This is a genomic window from Gottfriedia luciferensis (assembly GCF_001712755.1).
GTDB classification, from domain to species: domain Bacteria; phylum Bacillota; class Bacilli; order Bacillales; family Bacillaceae_G; genus Gottfriedia; species Gottfriedia luciferensis_B.
Genome location: NZ_MDKC01000004.1, coordinates 69,250 through 90,423, shown reverse-complemented (window position 1 = coordinate 90,423; position 21,174 = coordinate 69,250). Strand labels below are relative to the sequence as shown.

The 21,174-nt window shown below is 31.5% G+C and carries 19 protein-coding genes and 1 riboswitch; of the genes, 4 read left to right on the top strand and 15 right to left on the bottom strand.

Annotation, left to right across the window (positions count from 1 at the left end; all coding sequences use genetic code 11):
• Window positions 1–34 precede the first annotated feature (34 nt).
• From BED47_RS05975 to BED47_RS05960, 4 genes are all read right to left on the bottom strand, one after another.
• Entirely contained in the window at window positions 35–1,711 is a 1,677-nt protein-coding gene (locus BED47_RS05975) for a glycoside hydrolase family 13 protein (protein ID WP_069032862.1), read from the bottom strand.
• A gap of 261 nt (window positions 1,712–1,972) precedes the next feature.
• On the bottom strand, window positions 1,973–2,785 hold the full coding sequence (locus BED47_RS05970; protein ID WP_069032861.1) for a polymer-forming cytoskeletal protein: 813 nt from the start codon (window positions 2,783–2,785) through the stop codon (window positions 1,973–1,975).
• Between the two features lie 20 nt (window positions 2,786–2,805).
• Complete coding sequence (locus tag BED47_RS05965) at window positions 2,806–3,423, bottom strand: DUF4004 family protein (RefSeq protein ID WP_069032860.1); 618 nt, start codon at window positions 3,421–3,423, stop codon at window positions 2,806–2,808.
• A 229-nt stretch (window positions 3,424–3,652) separates the two neighbouring features.
• Window positions 3,653–3,988, bottom strand: a complete 336-nt coding sequence (locus BED47_RS05960) for an MGMT family protein (protein WP_069032859.1) — start codon at window positions 3,986–3,988, stop codon at window positions 3,653–3,655.
• Window positions 3,989–4,142: 154 nt separating this feature from the next.
• Here BED47_RS05960 and BED47_RS05955 point away from each other — a divergent pair, with 154 nt between their 5' ends.
• Both BED47_RS05955 and BED47_RS05950 read left to right on the top strand, forming a co-directional pair.
• Window positions 4,143–4,841, top strand: coding sequence for an FTR1 family protein (locus BED47_RS05955; RefSeq protein ID WP_069032858.1), 699 nt, complete (start codon window positions 4,143–4,145; stop codon window positions 4,839–4,841).
• A 175-nt stretch (window positions 4,842–5,016) separates the two neighbouring features.
• Complete coding sequence (locus BED47_RS05950) at window positions 5,017–5,307, top strand: HesB/YadR/YfhF family protein (RefSeq protein WP_069032857.1); 291 nt, start codon at window positions 5,017–5,019, stop codon at window positions 5,305–5,307.
• Window positions 5,308–5,388: 81 nt separating this feature from the next.
• Here the strand turns inward: BED47_RS05950 and BED47_RS05945 are convergent, their stop codons facing one another.
• The 11 genes from BED47_RS05945 to BED47_RS05895 all read right to left on the bottom strand — a co-directional run bounded on the left by BED47_RS05945 (window position 5,389) and on the right by BED47_RS05895 (window position 17,378).
• A complete protein-coding gene (locus tag BED47_RS05945; protein WP_069032856.1) occupies window positions 5,389–6,540 on the bottom strand; it encodes an SLC13 family permease in 1,152 nt (383 codons plus the stop codon).
• Window positions 6,541–6,882: 342 nt separating this feature from the next.
• Window positions 6,883–9,984: an efflux RND transporter permease subunit gene (locus BED47_RS05940; RefSeq protein ID WP_069032855.1), complete on the bottom strand. Its 3,102-nt coding sequence runs from the start codon at window positions 9,982–9,984 to the stop codon at window positions 6,883–6,885.
• 111 nt (window positions 9,985–10,095) lie between these two features.
• Complete coding sequence (locus BED47_RS05935; RefSeq protein WP_069032854.1) at window positions 10,096–11,421, bottom strand: sensor histidine kinase; 1,326 nt, start codon at window positions 11,419–11,421, stop codon at window positions 10,096–10,098.
• Window positions 11,418–12,101 (bottom strand): response regulator transcription factor, encoded by a 684-nt coding sequence (locus BED47_RS05930; protein ID WP_069032853.1) that lies wholly within the window; start codon window positions 12,099–12,101, stop codon window positions 11,418–11,420. Before BED47_RS05930 ends, BED47_RS05935 begins: the two co-directional genes overlap by 4 nt.
• Before the next feature lie 171 nt (window positions 12,102–12,272).
• On the bottom strand, window positions 12,273–12,452 hold the full coding sequence (locus tag BED47_RS05925; protein ID WP_069032852.1) for a hypothetical protein: 180 nt from the start codon (window positions 12,450–12,452) through the stop codon (window positions 12,273–12,275).
• Window positions 12,453–12,540: 88 nt separating this feature from the next.
• A riboswitch (cyclic di-AMP (ydaO/yuaA leader) is annotated at window positions 12,541–12,678 on the bottom strand.
• A 281-nt stretch (window positions 12,679–12,959) separates the two neighbouring features.
• Window positions 12,960–13,148, bottom strand: coding sequence for a hypothetical protein (locus BED47_RS05920; RefSeq protein ID WP_069032851.1), 189 nt, complete (start codon window positions 13,146–13,148; stop codon window positions 12,960–12,962).
• A 146-nt stretch (window positions 13,149–13,294) separates the two neighbouring features.
• On the bottom strand, window positions 13,295–13,642 hold the full coding sequence (locus BED47_RS05915) for a VOC family protein (RefSeq protein WP_069032850.1): 348 nt from the start codon (window positions 13,640–13,642) through the stop codon (window positions 13,295–13,297).
• A gap of 50 nt (window positions 13,643–13,692) precedes the next feature.
• Window positions 13,693–14,271 carry a TMEM175 family protein gene (locus tag BED47_RS05910; protein ID WP_069032849.1) on the bottom strand — a complete coding sequence of 193 codons (579 nt, stop codon included), beginning with the start codon at window positions 14,269–14,271 and terminating at the stop codon, window positions 13,693–13,695.
• Between the two features lie 115 nt (window positions 14,272–14,386).
• Entirely contained in the window at window positions 14,387–14,887 is a 501-nt protein-coding gene (locus BED47_RS05905) for a DinB family protein (RefSeq protein WP_069032848.1), read from the bottom strand.
• 313 nt (window positions 14,888–15,200) lie between these two features.
• Complete coding sequence (locus BED47_RS05900) at window positions 15,201–15,470, bottom strand: hypothetical protein (protein WP_069032847.1); 270 nt, start codon at window positions 15,468–15,470, stop codon at window positions 15,201–15,203.
• 312 nt (window positions 15,471–15,782) lie between these two features.
• Window positions 15,783–17,378: an FMN-binding glutamate synthase family protein gene (locus tag BED47_RS05895; RefSeq protein WP_069032846.1), complete on the bottom strand. Its 1,596-nt coding sequence runs from the start codon at window positions 17,376–17,378 to the stop codon at window positions 15,783–15,785.
• A gap of 603 nt (window positions 17,379–17,981) precedes the next feature.
• Here BED47_RS05895 and mprF point away from each other — a divergent pair.
• Window positions 17,982–20,504: a bifunctional lysylphosphatidylglycerol flippase/synthetase MprF gene (mprF, locus tag BED47_RS05890; protein WP_069032845.1), complete on the top strand. Its 2,523-nt coding sequence runs from the start codon at window positions 17,982–17,984 to the stop codon at window positions 20,502–20,504.
• 205 nt (window positions 20,505–20,709) lie between these two features.
• Window positions 20,710–21,162 carry a MarR family winged helix-turn-helix transcriptional regulator gene (locus BED47_RS05885; RefSeq protein ID WP_069032844.1) on the top strand — a complete coding sequence of 151 codons (453 nt, stop codon included), beginning with the start codon at window positions 20,710–20,712 and terminating at the stop codon, window positions 21,160–21,162.
• Window positions 21,163–21,174: the final 12 nt, after the last annotated feature.

Here is a 21,174-nt window from a genome sequence, read left to right as displayed (position 1 = left end):
TGACAGTCTGTTCAGTAAATACCATATAAAAAAATTAAATTAAGCGATAAACTCTAGCTTCAAAAGGTTTAAATTCCATATTTTCAACTAATTGATGATCTGTTAATTCAATGTTCGTTAAGCTTAATTGTGCATTCTTTTTCGTAAGTTCTTTCGGTAAAGTAAATGTTTGTTTCTCTGATGATAAATTAGTAATCACTAAGAATGTTTCTTTTTCACCATTTCGAGTATATGCATAAACAGGTTCATTTTTAACGTCTAAATATTCATACGGTGCATAAACTAGTGCTTTATTTTCTTTACGTAATGTAATCATCTTTTTATAGAATGATAAAATAGAATCTGTATCTTTTTCTTGGATTTCAACATTGATTTCATTAAAGTTATCATTCGTTTTAAGCCAAGGTTTCCCCGTTGTAAATCCAGCATTCTTTGTACTGTTCCATTGCATAGGTGTGCGAGAATTATCACGGCCTGTTTTCCATAAAATGTCCAGAACATCTTGTTCAGTTGAACCATTTTCAATCATTGTATTATACATATTTTTTGCACTTACATCATTATAATCGTTGATTGATTTGTAATGAACATTTGTCATTCCTATTTCTTGCCCTTGGTATATGAATGGTGTACCTTGCATAAAGAAATACATTACACCAATCGCTTTTGCTGAAATTTCCCAAAATGCTTCATCATCGTTTCCTAATGTACTGACTGCTCTAGGTATATCATGGTTCTCTATAAATAATGCATTCCATCCATATCCTTCTAACCCAGTTTGCCATTTAGTAAGTACTTCTTTTAAATCAGCGATCGAAGTTTCAGATTCATCGGTTTTCTTCCAAAGATCTAAACTTTCGAATTGGAAAATCATATTGAACTTACCTTCTTTTTCTCCAACCCATAGGTGTGCATCTTTCGTTGTTACACCATTTGCTTCACCGACTGTCATGATGTCATATTTATCAAATGTTTCACGTTTTAGTTCATCCAAATATTTGTGAATTCCTTCTTGATTCATGTGCATATCAAAGCTTGCCACATACTTCTCTTTCTTTGGATTTGGCATATCTGGAAAACCTGGTCGTTTTCTTATATGACTGATCGCGTCTACTCGGAAACCGTCGATTCCTTTATCTAACCACCAATTAATCATGTCATATACTTTTTGTCTTACTTCTTTGTTCTCCCAATTTAAATCAGGCTGCTTTTTTGAGAATAAGTGTAAGAAATATTCATCCGTTGCTTCGTCATATTCCCATGCAGATCCACCGAAAATACTTTCCCAGTTATTTGGCTCATGGCCTGATTTTTTTCCTTCTCTCCAAATATAGTAGTCTCTATAAGGATTATCTTTCGATTTTTTAGATTCTAAAAACCAAGGATGCTCATCACTTGTATGATTGACTACTAAATCTAAAATTAACTTCATTCCTCTTTCGTGAACATTCTCTAATAACTCATCAAAATCAGCCATTGTGCCAAACTCATCCATAATGTCCTGATAGTCTGAGATATCGTAACCATTATCATCATTTGGTGATTTGTAAAAAGGACAAATCCAAATTACATCTATACCGAGTTCTTTTAAATAATCTAATTTCGAAATTACACCTCTTAAATCACCAATTCCATCACCATTTGAATCCATAAAGCTACGTGGATAAATTTGGTAAGCAACCGCTTCCTTCCACCAACTTTGATTTGTCATAATCTCTCTCCTCCAAATATATAAAAGCGTTTTCATTATCGACTATATTAGAAGCCTTTAAAAAAATTAAGTACAATATCATTGCAACCGTTTGCACATTATTATCTTAACATTCAACTAACTATAGTTCAATAACTGAAATTAAGAGCCAGCTTGCACTTTATTAGAAATTCCTATTTTAACTCCCTTATGCTGCCTTATTTAAAAACCGTTTTCCCAAAAAGCAAAAAAAAAAGCAACTTAGGATATCCCTTAAGCCGCTTATAGTTCTAATTTCTTTACATCCTTTACCTTTGCTGAAGGATGTATTTGAACATCTTCTGTATATTCAACTAGGTCAATTACACACTTTGGTCCAATTGTTACAGCATCGCCTCGTACTACACTCGCTGTTGTATAATCAATCTTTACAGCACTTCCCTCAATTACATCTGATTTAAAGTTCAATCGATTGTTAAAAAGTTTAGTAAAAACACGTGAAAATATATTATTGTCATCGAATCGACTAATTTCAATTGTTTCTCCACCAATTTCAGGTATATAGCTAAATCCATTATGAGGTAAATAGCCAAATCCCCCATGGGTAATTTTTACATTTTCAGCATTTAATAAACCATTCATTGATAAGTGACCTTTAGCTGTAAATACTTCACATTCAGATCCTTTTTCTGTAGAAAGTGACCCTTTTACAGTAATTACTTCAGCTTTCACTATTCCTGTCGTTTTCATTGAGCCTGAAACATTAATACTTTGAACATTTAAGTCGCCCTTTGTTTTAAAGCTACCGCTAACATTTACATCTCCACCAGAAACTTTTCCATCAATCGAAGCCGAGCCACTGACACTCATTTTTTTTGCATCAACATCACTTAAACATTTAGCGCTCCCACTGCAATTAAAATAATCAGTTTCTACTTTTCCATTAAATTTTGCTGAGCCACTTACTTTCACTTCATGACAAAAAATATCACCAAGTATACGTCCGCTTCCACTTATTCTAACGTCATCATATTTGCCAGTACCAATTGTTCCAGAACCGTTAATAATTGCATTCTGCTTTGATTGAACGCTCACTATAATCTCTCCTCCATAATTTATTTAATCGATTTATTTAAATAGTTCGAGAGAGTAACATTGATTAAGATCGAATCCTTTTGATCAACAAACGTCTCATGTTGATTTCCAATAATCCATGTACCCATACCAAATTTTCGAATATAAATGACAGTCGCATCATCCAAGTTAATTTGGTTTTTATGCGTCTCAACCAAATTTAAAAATTGTTTTATTTCTTCTATTGTTACACTACCATTTGAAAGCCACTCGTTTACAAAAAGTAACGAACATAGTTGAACCGTACTTAAATGCTCTAATTTAGTATTTGGAAAAAGTGATTGATATATTTGTACGACTTGTTTAGGGATTTGCTCCAAAGATAAAGTAGCATTCCCACGATCAGAAACGATTTCTTCATTGACTGAAAACACTCTAGCAATATCATCTAATGATTGATCATCCTTCAACTCTTTTATTTTTTCAATCCGATCCAAAATTCTCTGTTTTGGAAAAAACGTTTCCTGCCCAGTAAAGCTTGATTTTTTCATAAACCACTCTTCCGGAATGATGTTTTTCCTTTTCCATCGATAAAGCTGTCCGTACGATATGCCTGTAAGTTGTAGTAAATCTTTTTTGGAAATTAATTCTTCACCCATATGACATTCCTCCTGACACGAGTATAACAAAACAATGTTTTATTGTAAAGTATTCCATCGTAACACTTTCGATACAACATTTATACAATTTCACAACAATATTATGCGTAACAATGTTTTAATTATAGTCATTTTTGAAAAAAAATACCCAAAATCCATTTATTAATGAATTTTGAGTAGTAATCTCGTTCTTAATCTATCTAGTTAGAATGAGCCTTTTCCTTAGATCCTAAATTAAATCCACATCTTCTTTCTCAAGAACTACACTTACTTGATATTCCTTTAGGTTAATTGTTCTCTCGCTCGTAAATTTAACCCCTTCGTTTTGGAGGAAATGCTTTTGTCTTAAAAATCCTTCTTCATCTTGAATTCCTATTTCACCTTTAGCATTTATAACTCTATGCCATGGCAATTGGTATTTTTGGCCCATCGAGTGTAATATTCTTACAACCTGCCTAGCTCCTCTTGGACTTCCGGCCAATTTTGCAACTTGACCATATGTCATTACTTTTCCTCGTGGTATATTTTTAATAATTTCAATCGCTCTACTTGTAAAAGATTCCATTTTTTCCCCTTCTAATATTTACATTTTGGGCTATTTTATATTAATTTTACCACACAACTTATTATGCCTATTTATTAATAAAATAGTGTCCATTCTTCTATTAAAGAATAATCTAGTTAGTAGATTTAAATATAATCGGGAGGATGATAGTGAATTGAATGCTAATTTTTTAATAGCTTTACGAGAAGGCCTTGAGGTTTCCTTAGTAATCGGGTACTTACTCATTACTTTAATTCAGAGTAAAAAAGAGCATTTAATTAAGTCAGTAGTTTACGGAACAATACTTGGCGCAGTAGTTAGTATTTTTGCTGGATTTTTCATATTTACGACATTCGGTGAACTAAATGGAAATGTTGAACATACTATTGAAGGTGTAATCCAATTAATTGCAGCATTGCTAATCTTCTATTTTATTTACTGGTTAAGTAGTCAAAGTAGCATGAATATTTCAGATAAACTAAAATCAGAATTTAAAATTATAGATAGCAGTATTTCATTATTTTTCATGGCAAGCGTATTTGTGATTCGCGAAGGCTTAGAGCTAGTTCTGTTTGTTTTATCAAATGCACATACAATCGCCTTTGTTGGTATGATTTCTATTTTTTTAGGAATTATTGCAGCTATTTTAATTGCATATTTATTTATCAAAACTACAATTAATTTAAATATTAAAGTGATTTTTACTTTGCTGGGTATTCTATTAATTTTCTTTGGCGGTAAAGTATTTTCTGAAGGTCTATTCTCCTTTATTGATGCTACACCACTAGTTGAACAAATCGTCTACTATGGATTCGTCGTCGTTTCACTATTTATTTTATTTAAAAACAACATCCTATCTTTTTTCAAAAAATAAGATAGATTTATCTAAAACGCCCGTCTTAAAATACTTCAATTATAGAAGAAAACCTTTTTGATCTGGGTTTTCTTCTTTATTCTAGTTACACTTTTTGCACTTAACATCACTTTTCTGTATAGTTTTTCACATTCATACTATAATATTTTTATAAGATAAAGAAAGGTCGGTTACAATGAAAATTAAAATTTCCGAAGATGCATTAAAATGGTTTCAAGATGAGATGAATGTAAAAGAAGGAGATACAATTCGTTTTTTCGCGCGATACGGGGGAAATAGTACAATACATAAAGGTTATTCTTTAGGTGTTACAAAAGAACAGCCTGTGGACATCGGGGAATCAATTACGGTTGATAACGTAGTCTATTTTATAAACGAAACAGATTTATGGTATTTTAAAGATTATAATTTAAGTGTAATTTTAAATGAAAATAATGAATTGCATTTTGATTATGAACCTAAATAATAAATGGAGCTTAGGTAGCGTTTGTGCCTAAGCTCTTTTTTTATTTTTGGTTCTGTTGAAGTAGATTGTTATAACTTTGCATTAAAAGAAATTTTGATATTTCATCGCAAAATAATAAACAAGAGTTAAAAGAGCTAAAATCGAAAAGTTATAAAAGCTAAACCTTATAAGGTACATTTTACTTTTTTGTGGATCTCTCTTTATAAAAAATTTAAATGAAATTACACTTGCAAGGGAAGCAACAATCGTACCAAGTCCACCTAAATTCACACCTACTAATAAAGGCTGCCAATTCACCGAGAATTTTGATAAAAAGATCGCAGCTGGTACATTGCTTATTAGTTGGCTTAAAATGATGGAACTGAAAAAGATTGATGTGGGACTTTTGAGATTTTCGATGGCAAATGTGTGTACTACATTTAATTCCGATATGTTTCCTATAAATATAAAAAAACAGATAAAAGTAAGAAGCAATAAATAATCAATTTTCTTCAATAATTTTATATCAAGTATACATGCGGTTGAAAGTGCGATGATGAACGCAAGTTTGTAGCTTAAAAAACCTAGTATGGATACAGATATAATGCCAAATAGTATTCCCCATAATGTTGCCTTTTTTTTATTTTTTATAGGAATATATGGAAGATCCATTTCCAATTTTTTACTATTTAATCTCTGATTAAAAAAGAATAACAGAACAATTCCTAGCACCACTAATAGAATAATTGTTGTAAAAAATTGTATTGGCCTTATTCCATAGTAAGTAAATATGAAAAGATTTTGAGGATTTCCCATTGGAGTTAGGCTGCTTCCGATGTTAGCCGCAATTGTCTCTAATATAATAGTATCTAACATAGAAGTTTCTATAATCCTACTAATTATAAGTGTTAATGGTACAAATGTTATTAATGCCACATCATTCGTTACAAGCATGGAACTAAAAAAGCATAATAAAATTAGGATTGCTGAAACACTTTTACTATTATGACATTTACTCAGTATAGAAATGGCGAACTTATCCAATAACTTAAGTTCTTCCAGAGCCTTAACTACGAGCATAAGATTAAATAAACTTACTAATACTTTAAAATTTATATATTCTAGTTTTGGTGGATGGAATAAACAACTTACAATTGCTAACAAGAGTGATATGGTAAGTACAATGTCTTTTTTTAAAATTCCAAAATTCAATTTCAATTTTTTTTCGGTTTCCACATATATAGATTCTTTCATAATCCCCCTCCAGTACTATCAATTCTACTACACACCCATGTTTCTTGCATTTGAAACTTCATTGCACTTAAAAAATACCACCTTTTCCATTAAATTACAGAAAAATTGGCGTTTTTTTTTGTTGAGGTGGTATTGATTTGTTTTTGACTTGATTCGCATGTATTGGAGCAATAGGAGATATCGTATTATTAATAAATGGTACTTTTTATGATTAACTCTGATACGCTTCAAAGGGGTGGAATTAGTAAGGTATTTCCCTAAAGGTTATCTTATAAGACAGCCTGTTTTTTAGTTTAAATACAAAAGAGTGCCCCACTATATGTGTGAGGCACTCTTCTTCAATTATTCTTCAATCTTTTTCTTTTTGCTTACTAATTTATAAATAACTGGAATGATGATTAGTGTTAAGAATGTTGAAGTTGTTAAACCACCAATTACAGTTACTGCTAATCCTTTCGAAATTAAGCCTGATGTTGAATTTGAAAGGGCCATTGGTACTAAAGCAAGAATTGTCGCTAATGCTGTCATTAGGATTGGACGTAATCTTGTCTTTGAAGCCTCAATTAATGCGTCAGTTACCTCTAATCCATTTTTACGGTTATGTTCAACTCGGTCTAATAATACAACCGCATTTGTTACTACTATACCGATCAACATTAATAGTCCGATCATTGCACTCATTGAAAGTGTTTGCTTACCAATAAATAGCGCTAAGAAAGCTCCGACTGGTACGAAGATTAAAGAAGTTAAAATAACAAACGGTGTTCTTAACCCACCAAATGTCATGCTCATGATTAAGAATACTAATCCGACAGCAACTACCATCGCTATTCCTAAACTGCTAAATCCATCTGAAATCATATCTAAACCGCCGCCAATTTTCATATCGACGCTTTTTGGTAAATCAATTTTATTTAAATGACTAGTTACATCTTTTGTAATTGCTGCAGTATCTTTACCTTTTACTTCTGCGCTTACTGATGCAAACATTTTTCCATCATCATGGTTGATTGAAACTGGTGCATCCTTTTGAGAAATAGTTACATAGTCTTTAATTTCTTTCGGACCTGTTGCAGTCATAATCTTAATTTTTTCAATATCTTCTTTTGAAGTTGCTTTAGTTTTATAACCTACAGTAAGCTTATTTGTTTCGCCGTTTAAATCGTAATCACCGATTTCAACGTCGTTAATTTTTTCATTAATAGCTCCCATAACTTGGAACATTGAGATATTTTCATCGCGTGCTTTATCGTTTAATGTAATTTCTAATTTAGGTTGTACATCTTTTAAATTATTAGAAACATTTTTCAGACGATCATCACTATTTAATTCTTTTTCAATTTTTGAAGCTGCATCTTTTAAATCATTAAAGTTTGCAGAATATAAATTTACATCAATATTGTTCCCTGTTGGAGGACCATTTTGAGAAAGTTCTTTTGCTGTAATTGTTGTACCTTTTACTTTCGCATCAACAATTGAAGGAACTTCTTTATTGATTTTTGAAAGTTCTTTATCCATGTTCTTTCCGTCTTTTAGATTGATTTGGAAGATTGCTTTATTTTTGCCACCATCCATATTCATCATAAAGTCACGTTTACCACCAACAGTAGCTTGTACACTGTCAATTTTGTCTGAATTTGCAAAGTATTTTTCTAATTCTTTAGCTACTACATTTGATTGATCCACCGTACTATTTGATGGAAGAGTTGCTGTCACTTGAAGTGTTTTATTTACACTACCAGGTAAGAACGAGAATCCTAATAAAGGAATCATCGATAATGAACCAGCTAATAAAACGATAGATAATAAGATAACAATCCATTTACGTTTTAATGCCGAACGAAGTAACTTTTCGTAACCTCTCATAAAACGAGTATCATTACTGTGTTCTTTTAACGGTTTTGATAAGAATTTTGCTCCTAATGTTGGAATTAAAATGATCGCAACAATTAGAGAAGTTAAAATCGAAACGACTACTGAAATAGCAAATGGTCTAAAGAATTCTCCAATAATACCACTTACAAATGCTAAAGGTAAAAATACTACTACAGTTGCAAATGTAGATGATGCAATGGCACCAATTACTTCTTTAGTTGCATATAATGCCATCTCTTTTTTCTTATATTGATTACCCTTTTGTTGTTTCCATCTGTATATATTTTCAATTACAACGATACTATCATCAACAATACGTCCAATTGCAACAACTAGACCACCTAAAGTCATAATGTTCAATGTATAACCTAATGAATTTAATACTGATATTGTTGCAAAGATTGAAATTGGTAATGATAAAATTGAAATGATTGTCGCTCTAATGTTTCTTAAGAATAACAGAATAACGACTACTGTAAATAACGCACCTAATAGACCTTCTTTAATTAAAGAACTAACGGATTTCTCGATTTCTTTACCGTTATCCATAATGACATGTGTTTCTACATTATTGTCTTTCTTAAATGATTTAATTTCTTTTTTAACAGATGTTGCTACATCCGCTGTATTTGAATCTTGTGTTTGAGAAACTGATAAAATATAACTTTCTTTACCATTATATCTAGAAATTTGGTCTTGAACCGAAACTACTTTTACATCTGCAATGTCAGCAACAGTAACATTTTTTGGCGTTACTGTTTGTGCTTGTCCAGCACCTCTACCTAGTTGTGCACCTTGAGTCATCGTACCCATTTGTGTACTTTGAGCAGCTGCACTAGATAAAACTGTTTTTTTGATTTGATCGACTGAGTTTAATGTACCTTTCATTCGAACAGAAACTGTTTTTCCATTATTCTCAACAGATCCTAATGGCACTGCATAATCTAGACCTTGAATTGCCGTTTTAATTGTATCTAAAGATATCCCTTTTTCTTCTGCTTTTTTATTATCTACAACAATTTGAATTTCTTCATCCTTTGTTCCTTGAAGACTTACATCACTAACACCAGTGATTTTTTTAATTTGAGGAAGTAAATCTTTTTCAATTGATTGTTGTAAATCTTTTTCTTGACCGTTATTTGCAATTGCAACTTGATAAATAGGAGCAGAATCCATCGCAATACGTTGAACTGTCGCTTCTGCTTTATCAGGTAACTTTGTTTTATTGATTACATTATCAACGTCTTTTTCAATTTTATCCATATCCGTTCCAAAAGGATAAATCATAAAGATTGAAGCCATATTTTCACTTGAAGTACTTGTTAACTGATCATAGTTTTCAAGCTTCATTAAACCTGATTCGATTGGTTTAGTGACCTCAGTTTCTATATCCTCAGATGATGCACCAGGGTATACTACCTGTACTGCAACAGCTGGAAATGAAACATCAGGAAATGTTTCAATTTGTATTTTTTGGGCAGAATATATTCCCCCTATTAAAACAAGAACACTTAATATAATAACTGATATTGTGTTCTTCAAACTTAATTTCGTTAAGCCTGCAAACATAATATATCTATTTCCCCTTTCGATTCGTTACAATTCTAATACGTGATTAGTTTATCAAATCTATATGAACAGAATATGAACAATTAAGAACATAATTTGAACTTTTTAAGTTTACAAGTTTTTCGGAAGGATAATCGTAAAGCTAGTTCCTTTACCAACAACACTTTCAACTTCTATTTTCCCATGATGTATTTCAATAATTTTTTGTACAATCGAAAGCCCAAGCCCGGTTCCTTTTTTATTTCTAGAACGGTCAGCTTGATAAAAGCGTTCAAATATCCGATCAATATCATCTTGACTTATTCCTAGCCCACTATCGCTTATGAGGACGTGAATAGTATGATCTAGTTCTAAAACATCTACTTTAATATACCCAGCTATACTTGAGAACTTAATCGCATTTTGAAGTAAATTAATCCATACTTGTTCAAGTAGTAAACGATCTGCTACTATTTCTGTTTGTGGTAAATTTAAAACTAATTGAAGCTTATTACTTTCCCAATGTGGCTCTAATGCCAAAATAATTTTTCGAATTTGTTCATCTAATTTGTAAGTCGTTGGCTGGAATGGGTGTTGCTCAGAATCTAATGAAGCTAGCTTTAATAATCTTTCACTCATCATAGAAAGACGTTCACTCTCTTCTTCAATAATGGATAAATAATGTTCTTTTTTCTCTTCAGCTAACTGCTTATTTCTTAAAACCTTTGCAAAACCCTTAATCGATGTTAACGGTGATTGAATTTCATGAGAAACATTTGACACAAATTCACTTCTCATTTCTTCTAGATTGTTTAATTTATTCGTCATCAGATTAAAGTTTGAAGCGAGTAGTCCAATTTCATCCTTACGTTTAATCGTTACTTGAACGTCATAGTTGCCTTTAGCCAGTTCTTTTGTGGCACGTATTAGCTCTTTAACTGGCTTTACTAGTAACTTAGCAACAAATAAAAATGTTACTGACCCAATGATTAAAGTTGTAAGCAAACTAAAAAATAAAACTCTCCGCATTTTAAAGAACCCACGATCAATATTGGGCTGAATAAATAAAGCATATCGATGACCATCTTTTTCAAAAGGTAGACCGATGAGATATCCTTTTGTTTGAACATCTCTTTTGTTTAGTACACTTAATATTTGTTCTTTTTTTATGTTCTTCTTTTTTAGTGCGGTATTTTTCAAAACAATTTTACCGGACTCATCATACAGTGATAGATAAAAATTTTTACTAAGAATTTGTAAGGTCGCATCTACTCCATTTTGATTATCTTGTTTAGAATAGATGGAAATAAAATTTTCTCCAACATCAATTAAATCACCTTGTACCTCTGTTTCAACATGTTTTATAAAGTATTTTGAAGCGATAAAAAAAGTAATAACTAAACTCAACAAAATAACTGAAATAAAGATTAAAACCAATCTTGTATACATGCTTTTCATGCGTGATTTTCCTCTAATTTATAACCTAAACCTCTTATTGTAACGATTTCGACAGTAGCCTTTATCTCTCTTAGTCGCTCACGTACTCTTTTTATATGCACATCAACTGTGCGTTCATCTCCTTCATAATCCAGTCCCCATATTTGCTCAATCAAATCATTTCTCGTAAAGATTCTTCCAGCTTGACTTGCAAGCTTCAACAATAATTCGAATTCCTTTAATGGTAATGTAATCGATTGATCATTCGCCGAAATTTCATATTTAATTTGATTGATCGTTAAATTACCTACAAAAATATTTTTATCAGATAGCAATTGAAATCTTCTTAATAGAGCTTTTACACGGGCTACGATTTCCAAAGGATCAAAAGGCTTAACAACATAATCATCTACTCCAAGATCAAAGCCTTTTAATTTATCTTGAGATTCACCTTTTGCAGTAACCATTAAAATCGGAATATCATAATACTTTTTAACCTCTTTAGTCAGCTCATAACCATCTACTTCAGGCATCATCACATCAACTACTACTATTTGAATATTATTTTCTTCCAATAATGTTAATGCTTCTTGACCATTTTCAGCCTCAATAACTGTATAGCCTTCACCACTTAAAAATATAGAGATTAACTCCCGAATATTTGCATCATCATCGACAACCAATACATTTACATGATTCAATAAATTCACCTACTTACATTTACAAATAATTATGTACATATTATATAAACTCATTATGAACTAAATATGAATTATGAAACCTAAACTAACTATATAAAAAAGAGAATGGCTTAATTGACCACTCTCTTAAGGAAGTTTCCTATTTAAATTCGCGATTTTCTACAATACTAATCAATCTATTCTCACGACTTTACCTGATTTTCTCTCTCTAACGATTCTCTTCCTATTCCCGGACTTTCCACATTTATATTTTCCATTTTCATCATCTACTACAGAATCCTTACGAGTCATAAATACTGCTATTAACATAGTTAAAATAAGAATCCCGCCAAATATATACATTTCTAGCATTTCATAACCCCCACTTACTTTATCAAAATTGAATGCAAAAAAGACACTAGGAAAATCTCCAGTGCCTTAATAAGACATCATTTTGGAAACCTTCTCCCTACACGCCTACGAGGTTAGCTGTCGGATTCGGACCTAAAAAGTAGCCCTACCTAAAAAGGATTCACCCCAAAGTACAATTGCACAAAAATTGGTTCCCCCGCTTCAAAATTGAATGTCCTCAATAATAGAAGAAACACTCAACTAAAACTCAGCGATCTATGGTCATTTAATTTTATGTATATTACTTAAATTACAATTCAACTACTAAATTGTAAACTATTTTACTACTTAAAGAAACTAATATGTCTTTTGATTAAAAATGCTGGGCCAAAAAATGACCATTATGATTGTTCTCTTCCTAGTTGATTTTGAAAAGCAAGTTGTTCAATATTACTTGCTCATAAAGGGGGCATGAGTCAATCTCTGTTATGTAACCCTACTTCAGTTGCTAGTGTATGTAATCGTTGACTATGGTCCTTTAAAATAAGTAATAACGCCCATTATTAAATTTAAAGTGACATATAACAATAAGATAGTTACAACAATTCTTCCTGTGCTTTTATTCTTTTTCTTTGCAAATTTATTAATTAAGAAGACAATAATAGCTATTACAATAATAAGAATGAAAAGTGGCAAAAAAATAAATAAGTCTGACATAGTTTTCTCCTTTAGGTAATCACTTAATATAGAGTTACTAAAAACTAATATTCTATGGAGAATCTTTTTATACCTTGTTAAGCTAAAATGCCTATTTGTACAAAAAAGAAAAAAGGATCGCCGCAGCAACCCTTTTTTATCTCAGATTATTTCTCCCAAAGTTCAACCAATCTACCTTCTGGATCTTTAATCCAAGCAAACTTACCATAATCACTAATCTCTTTTTCCTTTGCTAGAGGTACACCCACTTTTTCAAGATGCTTAATCGTCTCGTCTAAATTATAAACTTGGAAATTTAACATCACTTGCTGTTCTGTTGGAAAATAACTGTCTTCTTCCGTAAAGAACGAAAAGATCGTTTCATTTTCAGAGTCCGGTTTAATAATAGTCCCATTCCAGTTTTCTATTTCTACATTCAGCACTTTACTGTACCATTTTGTTAAAGCATCCAGATTTTTAGTCCTCCAAAATATTCCCCCGAAACCTTTTATCATCATAGATAACTCCCTCACTTTTTATAAATGAATTAAAAAGCACTTTTTGTTTACTTACTTTGCATAACCTTCTCAATTCGACGATCCGGTAATAACCACATAATTGCCACGATTACATAAATTATTTGAGCGAACCAGGGCCAGATTAAAGACGTGCAAACTGCAGATAAGTAACAAACCACTGAAGCTTTTCCTTTCCAATCGTTACCTATTGCTTGTTTTAACTTTGAATTCTTTCCTTCTTTTTTGATAATGATACCCTGCAATATAGAGTAAGCTATTGCGGCCATTAAGAGTATTACACCATAAAGCATTGTCGGATAAGGCTTATAATGGTTTTCTCCCATCCAACCAGAGGCAAATGGAATTAAGGATAACCAGAAAAGCAAATGAAGATTTGCCCACATAATTGATCCTGTCACCCTTTGTAAAGTGTGTATCATGTGATGGTGGTTGTTCCAGTAAATACCAACATAAATGAAACTAAGTAAATAACTAAGAAAGGTTGGGAAAAGTTGTAATAAGTCTTTTATATTTGGACTTTGAGGAATTTTAATTTCTAGGACCATTATTGTAATAATGATTGCAAGTACACCATCACTAAAAGCTTCCAACCGGTTTTTATTCATTGTTTACTCCCTATTATTATTTGTCTTTTTGTTTTATTTATATTTCTATCTATATTAAATTCCTTTTTTCTCGTAAACCTAAAATTTTTATATAGGTTAGCTTAAAGAATGCCCGTCATTTAACAAGCCTTTGTTCTAATTCATTTTTTTGGCGCAAGTGATGACGAAAATGCATATAAACCAAATCATACCATTCCCTTGCATTTAGCCAACCGAACCCTCCATGCTTGACTTTATAATTAGGATTTATACTATCCACTTTCGATTCCCATTGGCTCAACCTTAAAATTACTTGATTAATTCTGCTGATAAGCTCATCCTTGCTATCTGAATTATTAGGTGGATCATTTAGTTCATCTGGTAATCTGATTTTAATCGGTGGAAATCCCCCAATCTTATATAACTTCTCACCAAATTCCGTTTTTCCAAGTGGTTGTTCATCATTTAAGGTGGCGCAAATTTCCATGTTATCTAGATATTCATGGGCACAAATGATTAAATGGTCATACATTTGACCAATAGACCAAACCTCTTCTTCAGATTTAAACCTTAACTGTTCTATAGAGTAATTTTGAAGCTCGTTTTTGTATGTATTAATCAGTTCAAGTTCGCTCAAGGTAGATTCCTCCTTCGTATTGATTTAAATCTAAAATTTTACATTTTTTGCATATGTAACTAATCATTCAATATTCGTTTACAAATACCTTCTTCAAAATACCTACCATTTATCTCATTTAAAAAATCGACTTTGCAGTCGATTTTTTTGTACATCTAAATTAATTATACTTTACATACGTACTATAATAGAGCCCTAATTACTAAATGAAGAATTATTTATAAAGCTCAACAAACACAAAAAAAGGAATCTCCTAAATTAATGATTCCTCAAAAAATTCTCTTTAGCTATGATAAAAATAACTTTTTTAATTTTAATATGGAGTAGGTGTAGGCGTTCCCGGTGGGCTCCACCAAGATTCAACAGTTTTCCAAGCAGTATTATAATCGTAACCTTTTCCCATCAAGTAACCTATAGCAACTGCTTCTGTTAATGCATGTTGATAACCAAGATGTTGTGCTTCTTTTAATCCATGGCTAACAACTGGGTTTATTACTGTTAGAATTTGTTGTGGATTTACAGCTTGCTGTGGATTTCTATAATAATCATTGTAAAAATAAGGTACATGGTTGTAGAAATTCATATTAACCTTCCTCCCTTTTGAATAACTTATTTAGCAATCTTGGGCTTTTGAATCTTTATAATATATGTAGACTTGGGAGTTTGCGGAATAGGCTATAAGCACGGCTTAAAAATTTTCAGGTGAAAATTATCTTTCATCCAGTCGTTACACCGAAGTGTTTTCTTTAGTCTAATAAAATAAATGAAGGGCACTGACTAGGTCAGCCCCCATTGCGACTACCTGACACACAAAAAGACTACCTAAGTAGTCTTTCATTGTTCACCTTTATGATAAAGTCCGAACTAGCACCGAAAACGTTTTAAAGGTACTATTTTAATCTACTTTTTCTACCAATGATTGATAAATTTCCTTCAGTGACCACACTTTCCCTTTTTCATCTTTATAAACGACATGCTCACTTTGAAAGTGGGCAGGGGAATCCAATCCTGCGGCGGCAGCTAACCGAAATAAACCTTCACGCATTGAAATTAGATAATTTGCTGTTCGATATTTTTTTTCATCAATGACGAGGGCTTTTTGTAAATCAGGATCTGTTGTGGCTACACCAACTGGACAAGCATTGGAGTGGCATTTTAATGCTTGAATACAACCAATCGTAATCATAAATCCTCTTGCGATATTAACAAGGTCAGCCCCCATTGCTAGTGCAATTGCTACTCGATCTGGGGAAAATAATTTTCCTGAAGCTATTATTTTAACTTGGTCACGTACGCCATATTTTCTTAAAGCATGATCCATTAAAGGTAATGCAGATTTAATTGGCAACCCTACACTATCCGCCAGTTCCTGGTATGTCGCACCTGTCCCCCCTTCACCACCATCTACAGTAATAAAGTCAGGACCCTTCCCAGTACTTTTTATATGTTTTGCTAATTCATCAGCTTCGTGACCACTTCCAATAACTACTTTCATTCCTACTGGTTTTCCAGTTTGTTCTCGAATTTGTTCCATAAAGTCAAACAAGGAAGGAAAGTCCTGAAACTCTCGAAAACGATTAGGGCTATCAATAGATTTATATGGTTCTACCATTCTTATCCTTGCAATTTCCTCTGTTACCTTTTCCCCATCAATATGCCCACCACGTGTTTTGGCACCTTGAGCTAATTTAAGTTCAAAAGCTTTCACTTCAGGAATTTTACTTTTTTCTTTCAAGGCATCCCAATTAAAATTCCCCTCTTTATCTCTTACCCCGAATAAACCTGGACCAATTTGCATGATAATATCAACGCCACCCTTTAGATGGTATTCAGACAAACCACCCTCACCTGTATTCATCCATGTCCCTTTCGCAATTGCTAATCCCTCTGAGAGTGCAGTAATAGCATTTTCACCTAAGGAACCGTAGCTCATAGCAGACATACCAATCTGGCCTTTTACAATAAAAGGATACCTCGTGTTTTTACCTATCACAATTGCATCACTATCATCTAACAAAAATGCAAGTGAATCATTTTCCTCTAATCTTTCTTCCTTCTGTGTAAACAAAGGCTCTTTAATCAATAAATATCGGTTTGTTGTTACGTTTATTTGCTGGTCCATTTTTAATTCTTCTGACAGTTTTGGAAACATTGAATTTCTAATATAATATCCTTTTTCTTCAAAGTCTCTTTTAGACCCAAACCCAAGGACATCCCGTTTATATTTTGCTTTTTTGACAATATGCTCATATTCTTCTCTAGAAAAAGGTTTACCTTCTAGGTCATTGTTAAATAAATACTGACGTAGCTCAGGACCAATAGTTTCTAAGAAGTACCTAACTCGTCCTATTACTGGATAATTACGGAGTATTGGATGCTGCTTTTGTCTTCGATCTATAAAAAACAAATAGAGTGTACCTATTATTAAAACCAAAAGTAGTAAGGCAAAAAAAATGAATCCAAGGATAATTAAAACATTTGTTATATTCAATTATATTCCCCCTTGAAAAAGTTCCGTAACATAGCGATTAAGTTTATTATAAAAATACTTCATTCTTACTCTCCATAATCGAGTGTATATTTTATTCTTTACATATTTCCTTCCAATTTATACAATGCTTGCATCATCGAATACACTCTTATTAAGCTATAAAGTCATCGTTATTATTTAACATTTTCTTTTATGAAATCCTTTGTATATTCTTTAAGAGAGGTTTGAATTTATTTTCTCTTCCAATTAAGAGGTCTCCCTTTTTTATATAGAACCCATTTAATATTTTCATTTATAAATATTCAAAAAATCTTAAAATAGTCCTCTCATAATTGAACTTTACTGCCCCTACTCCAATGGAAAATGGAAGCGTATTAGGTCTTGCTCCAACGAAAACGAGTGGAAAGCTCTTTTTCACATTAATACTAATCGCAAAATAGTTTTGAAAATTAAAATCTAATTAATTTTTTATCTCCAAAATAATAAGTTATTAAATTTTCTAGGACCTGATAATAATCTTCTTGTTAAATAGTGGAATAATATGGAATACTAAAGCTAATAACTATTATTTTATTTGTTGAATAATAACTTCAGGAGTGTCTTATGAATAAGATTCGGATTAGTAAAGTAGGTTTATTTAAACTATTTTTCATTTCAATATTACTAGTTACATTTATATTTGTTGGAAAAAACGTACTTTTAAACTTCGACTTTAAAATGTTCTTTAACTATATGGAGTCTCTTACATTAATACAGTACTTTTTAATTTTTGCATTAGGTATTTTAGCCGTATCTCCAATGTTTTTATATGACTTCGTACTTGTAAGACTATTAAAATTAGATTTTAGTTTTCGAAAAATATTAATGGTAGCTTGGCTAGCGAATACTTCCTCAAACCTAATTGGTCTTGGTGGGGTTGCAGGTACCACCATTCGAACTCTATTTTATCGAAAAGATCGCACCGGACCCGAAATTGTTAAAGCAGTGAGTAGTGTAACGATATTCTTACTTTCTGGATTATCGATATTGAGCTTAGTTTTATTTACTGGAATATTTGATTTATCATTTTTAAATGAATATAAGTATCTATATATCGCTATTATCATTGCAATTTGTTATTTCCCGGTAATGTTTTTAGTCGTTTATTTAAAGCGTAATTTTTTCTCGGAGAATTTTTCCGCAAAATATATGCTTTCCCTGGTTGTGATTTCCTTATGTGAATGGTCTTTTATTTTATTATTCATTTACTTCATTTGTTTATTTTTACATATCGACATTTCAATCATAGAGGTATTGCCTGTTTTTTTAGTAGCGTCAGTTGCAGCACTTTTAAGTATGATTCCAGGCGGTCTTGGATCTTTTGATTTTATTTTCCTACTAGGTTTTACATACTTTGGAATCGATAAGGAAACGACACTTCTTGTTTTATTGATTTATCGTTTCAGTTATTTCTTTTTCCCGTTTGCTTGCGGTATTATTTTAGCTCTGAAATTATTATGGAATAAAATAAATCAATCATTTAATAATATTCCAAATCAAATTTCAACTTATTTGGGGCATAAATTTTTAACGATTTTGGTATTTTTATCTGGCGTTATTCTATTAGTTTCTGCTGCTGTGCCAAGCATGCTTTTAAGAATAAGTCTTTTAAATTTAATTTTACCTTCGACAATCATTAATATTTCACATTTAATTTCGGTCACAGCAGGTTTTACATTGTTAGGACTGTCTCGTGGAATTGATTATAAAGATAAAAGAGCATGGTATATTACACTATTCATGCTAATTGTTGGGGCAGTTACAACCTATTCAAAAGGATTAGATTATGAAGAAGCACTTTTTGTATTAGCAGTTGCATTTATATTATTTATTTCAAAGAAACAATTTTATAGAGAAAGCTTCGTTTTAACTTGGGGTAAGCTCATTGTTGATAATTTTATTTTATTCTTCTTTTTAGGTAGTTATTTACTTATTGCTTATATCAATCTACCTACAACAAATGTCAAAATACCTGCTAAATATTTACCTTATATACTTGTTAATTCGAGAGATATCGTGATTAGTGCAGTTCTTGGTTTTGCAGCTGCTTTACTATTTTTTTATATCGCATTTTTTAAAGTTAAAAGAAAACAATTTGAATTTATAAATACAAAAGCTGAAGAAGAAAAAATCAAAGAACATTTTAATAAGTATGGTGGTACTGAACTTTCACATTTGGTTTTTTTACATGACAAATATTTATTCTGGGCTCAAGATGAGACTGTATTATTTATTTTTCAGCCATATGCAGACAAATTAGTTATTTTAGGTGACCCGGTTGGTGAAAAATCTCGTTTATATCCTGCTATTGAGGAATTATTAAATTATGCTGATCAATTTGGGTATACACTTGTCTTCTACCAAGTAAACTCAAATTCACTATCCTATCTACATGAAAACGGATTTGATTTCTTTAAACTTGGTGAAGAAGGATTCACCGATATCTCAACGTTCTCTTTATCAGGAAAACGTAATAAAGGTATTCGTGCACTCTATAATAAATTTGAACGAGAAGAATATAGTTTTGAAATTATTGAACCACCTTATTCAAATGAATTCTTTACGGAATTAAAGGAATTATCACAAGAATGGCTGAAAGGACGAAAAGAAAAAGGGTTTTCACTTGGCTATTTTGATGAGGATTACATCAAACTTGCGCCTGTAGCTATTATTAAAAATAATGAAAATAAAATGATTGCTTTTGCATCCATTATGCCAAACTATAATGATCATACGATTTCAATTGATTTAATGCGCCATAAAGTTGACGCTCCAAAAGGAATTATGGACTTTATGTTTGTTAACTTAATTGAATGGTTTAGGTCTAGAAATTTTCATTATTTTAATGTCGGCATGACACCTTTAGCAAACGTAGGTCTATCTAAATATTCATTTACAAGTGAGAAAATTGCAGCGCAAATTTATCAATATGGACAATTTTTATATCACTTTCAAGGTTTAAGAAGTTTTAAAGAAAAATATGTGAACTCTTGGACACCAAAGTTTTTGGCATATCATAAAAAAACATCCTTACCAATCACAATGCTACAAATAACTTCATTAATTTCTAGGTCTAGAAAAAATTAAATTTACAGCCAGTTAATGTATTGAACATTGACTGGCTTTTTTATTGTGAATAAGCTGATTTCCACTTCAAATCTACTCAATTAATAATCAAAATTGAAAAATTGGTAAAAAATAATAGTAATTATTACTTGCAAAACTATTTCTCATCAATTATGATTGTGTCATATTAAATTGTGCACAACTAATATAAAAGGATGTTGATCCAATGAATAAAGAAAATCAGCTTTTGCTTGAAAATCAATTATGCTTTTCAATTTATGCTACTTCTCGAGAAATTACTAAATTATACCGTCCAATCTTAGATGAGATTGGTATAACGTATCCGCAATATCTTGCATTGCTTTCACTTTGGGAAAAAGACCAACAAACTGTAAAAGAACTTGGGGAAACGCTTTTTTTAGACTCAGGAACTCTTACACCAATGCTAAAACGGATGGAATCTGCGGGACTAATTTTCCGTAAACGTGATTCAAGTGATGAGAGAAAAGTATTTATTACATTAACTGAAGAAGGTACTAAATTAAAAGAAAAAGCTTTATGTATACCTGAGAAGTTTTTCAAGGAAAGTAATACTACTCAAGAGGAATTTTTAACAATACTAAATCAAACAAAGGCATTATTAAAGAAAGTTCAAGCTGCTAATGAAAATAAAAAATAGATTATTTATATT

Coding starts and splice junctions, on each gene's coding strand:
- BED47_RS05915 (WP_069032850.1), bottom strand. CDS start 13,642: ATGATAAAAGGTTTCGGGGGAATATTTTGGAGGACTAAAAATCTGGAT.
- BED47_RS05975 (WP_069032862.1), bottom strand. CDS start 1,711: ATGACAAATCAAAGTTGGTGGAAGGAAGCGGTTGCTTACCAAATTTAT.
- BED47_RS05885 (WP_069032844.1), top strand. CDS start 20,710: ATGAATAAAGAAAATCAGCTTTTGCTTGAAAATCAATTATGCTTTTCA.
- BED47_RS05945 (WP_069032856.1), bottom strand. CDS start 6,540: ATGAAAGAATCTATATATGTGGAAACCGAAAAAAAATTGAAATTGAAT.
- BED47_RS05935 (WP_069032854.1), bottom strand. CDS start 11,421: ATGAAAAGCATGTATACAAGATTGGTTTTAATCTTTATTTCAGTTATT.
- BED47_RS05900 (WP_069032847.1), bottom strand. CDS start 15,470: ATGAATTTCTACAACCATGTACCTTATTTTTACAATGATTATTATAGA.
- BED47_RS05910 (WP_069032849.1), bottom strand. CDS start 14,271: ATGAATAAAAACCGGTTGGAAGCTTTTAGTGATGGTGTACTTGCAATC.
- BED47_RS05960 (WP_069032859.1), bottom strand. CDS start 3,988: ATGGAATCTTTTACAAGTAGAGCGATTGAAATTATTAAAAATATACCA.
- BED47_RS05950 (WP_069032857.1), top strand. CDS start 5,017: ATGAAAATTAAAATTTCCGAAGATGCATTAAAATGGTTTCAAGATGAG.
- BED47_RS05940 (WP_069032855.1), bottom strand. CDS start 9,984: ATGTTTGCAGGCTTAACGAAATTAAGTTTGAAGAACACAATATCAGTT.
- BED47_RS05965 (WP_069032860.1), bottom strand. CDS start 3,423: ATGGGTGAAGAATTAATTTCCAAAAAAGATTTACTACAACTTACAGGC.
- BED47_RS05920 (WP_069032851.1), bottom strand. CDS start 13,148: ATGTCAGACTTATTTATTTTTTTGCCACTTTTCATTCTTATTATTGTA.
- BED47_RS05925 (WP_069032852.1), bottom strand. CDS start 12,452: ATGCTAGAAATGTATATATTTGGCGGGATTCTTATTTTAACTATGTTA.
- mprF (WP_069032845.1), top strand. CDS start 17,982: ATGAATAAGATTCGGATTAGTAAAGTAGGTTTATTTAAACTATTTTTC.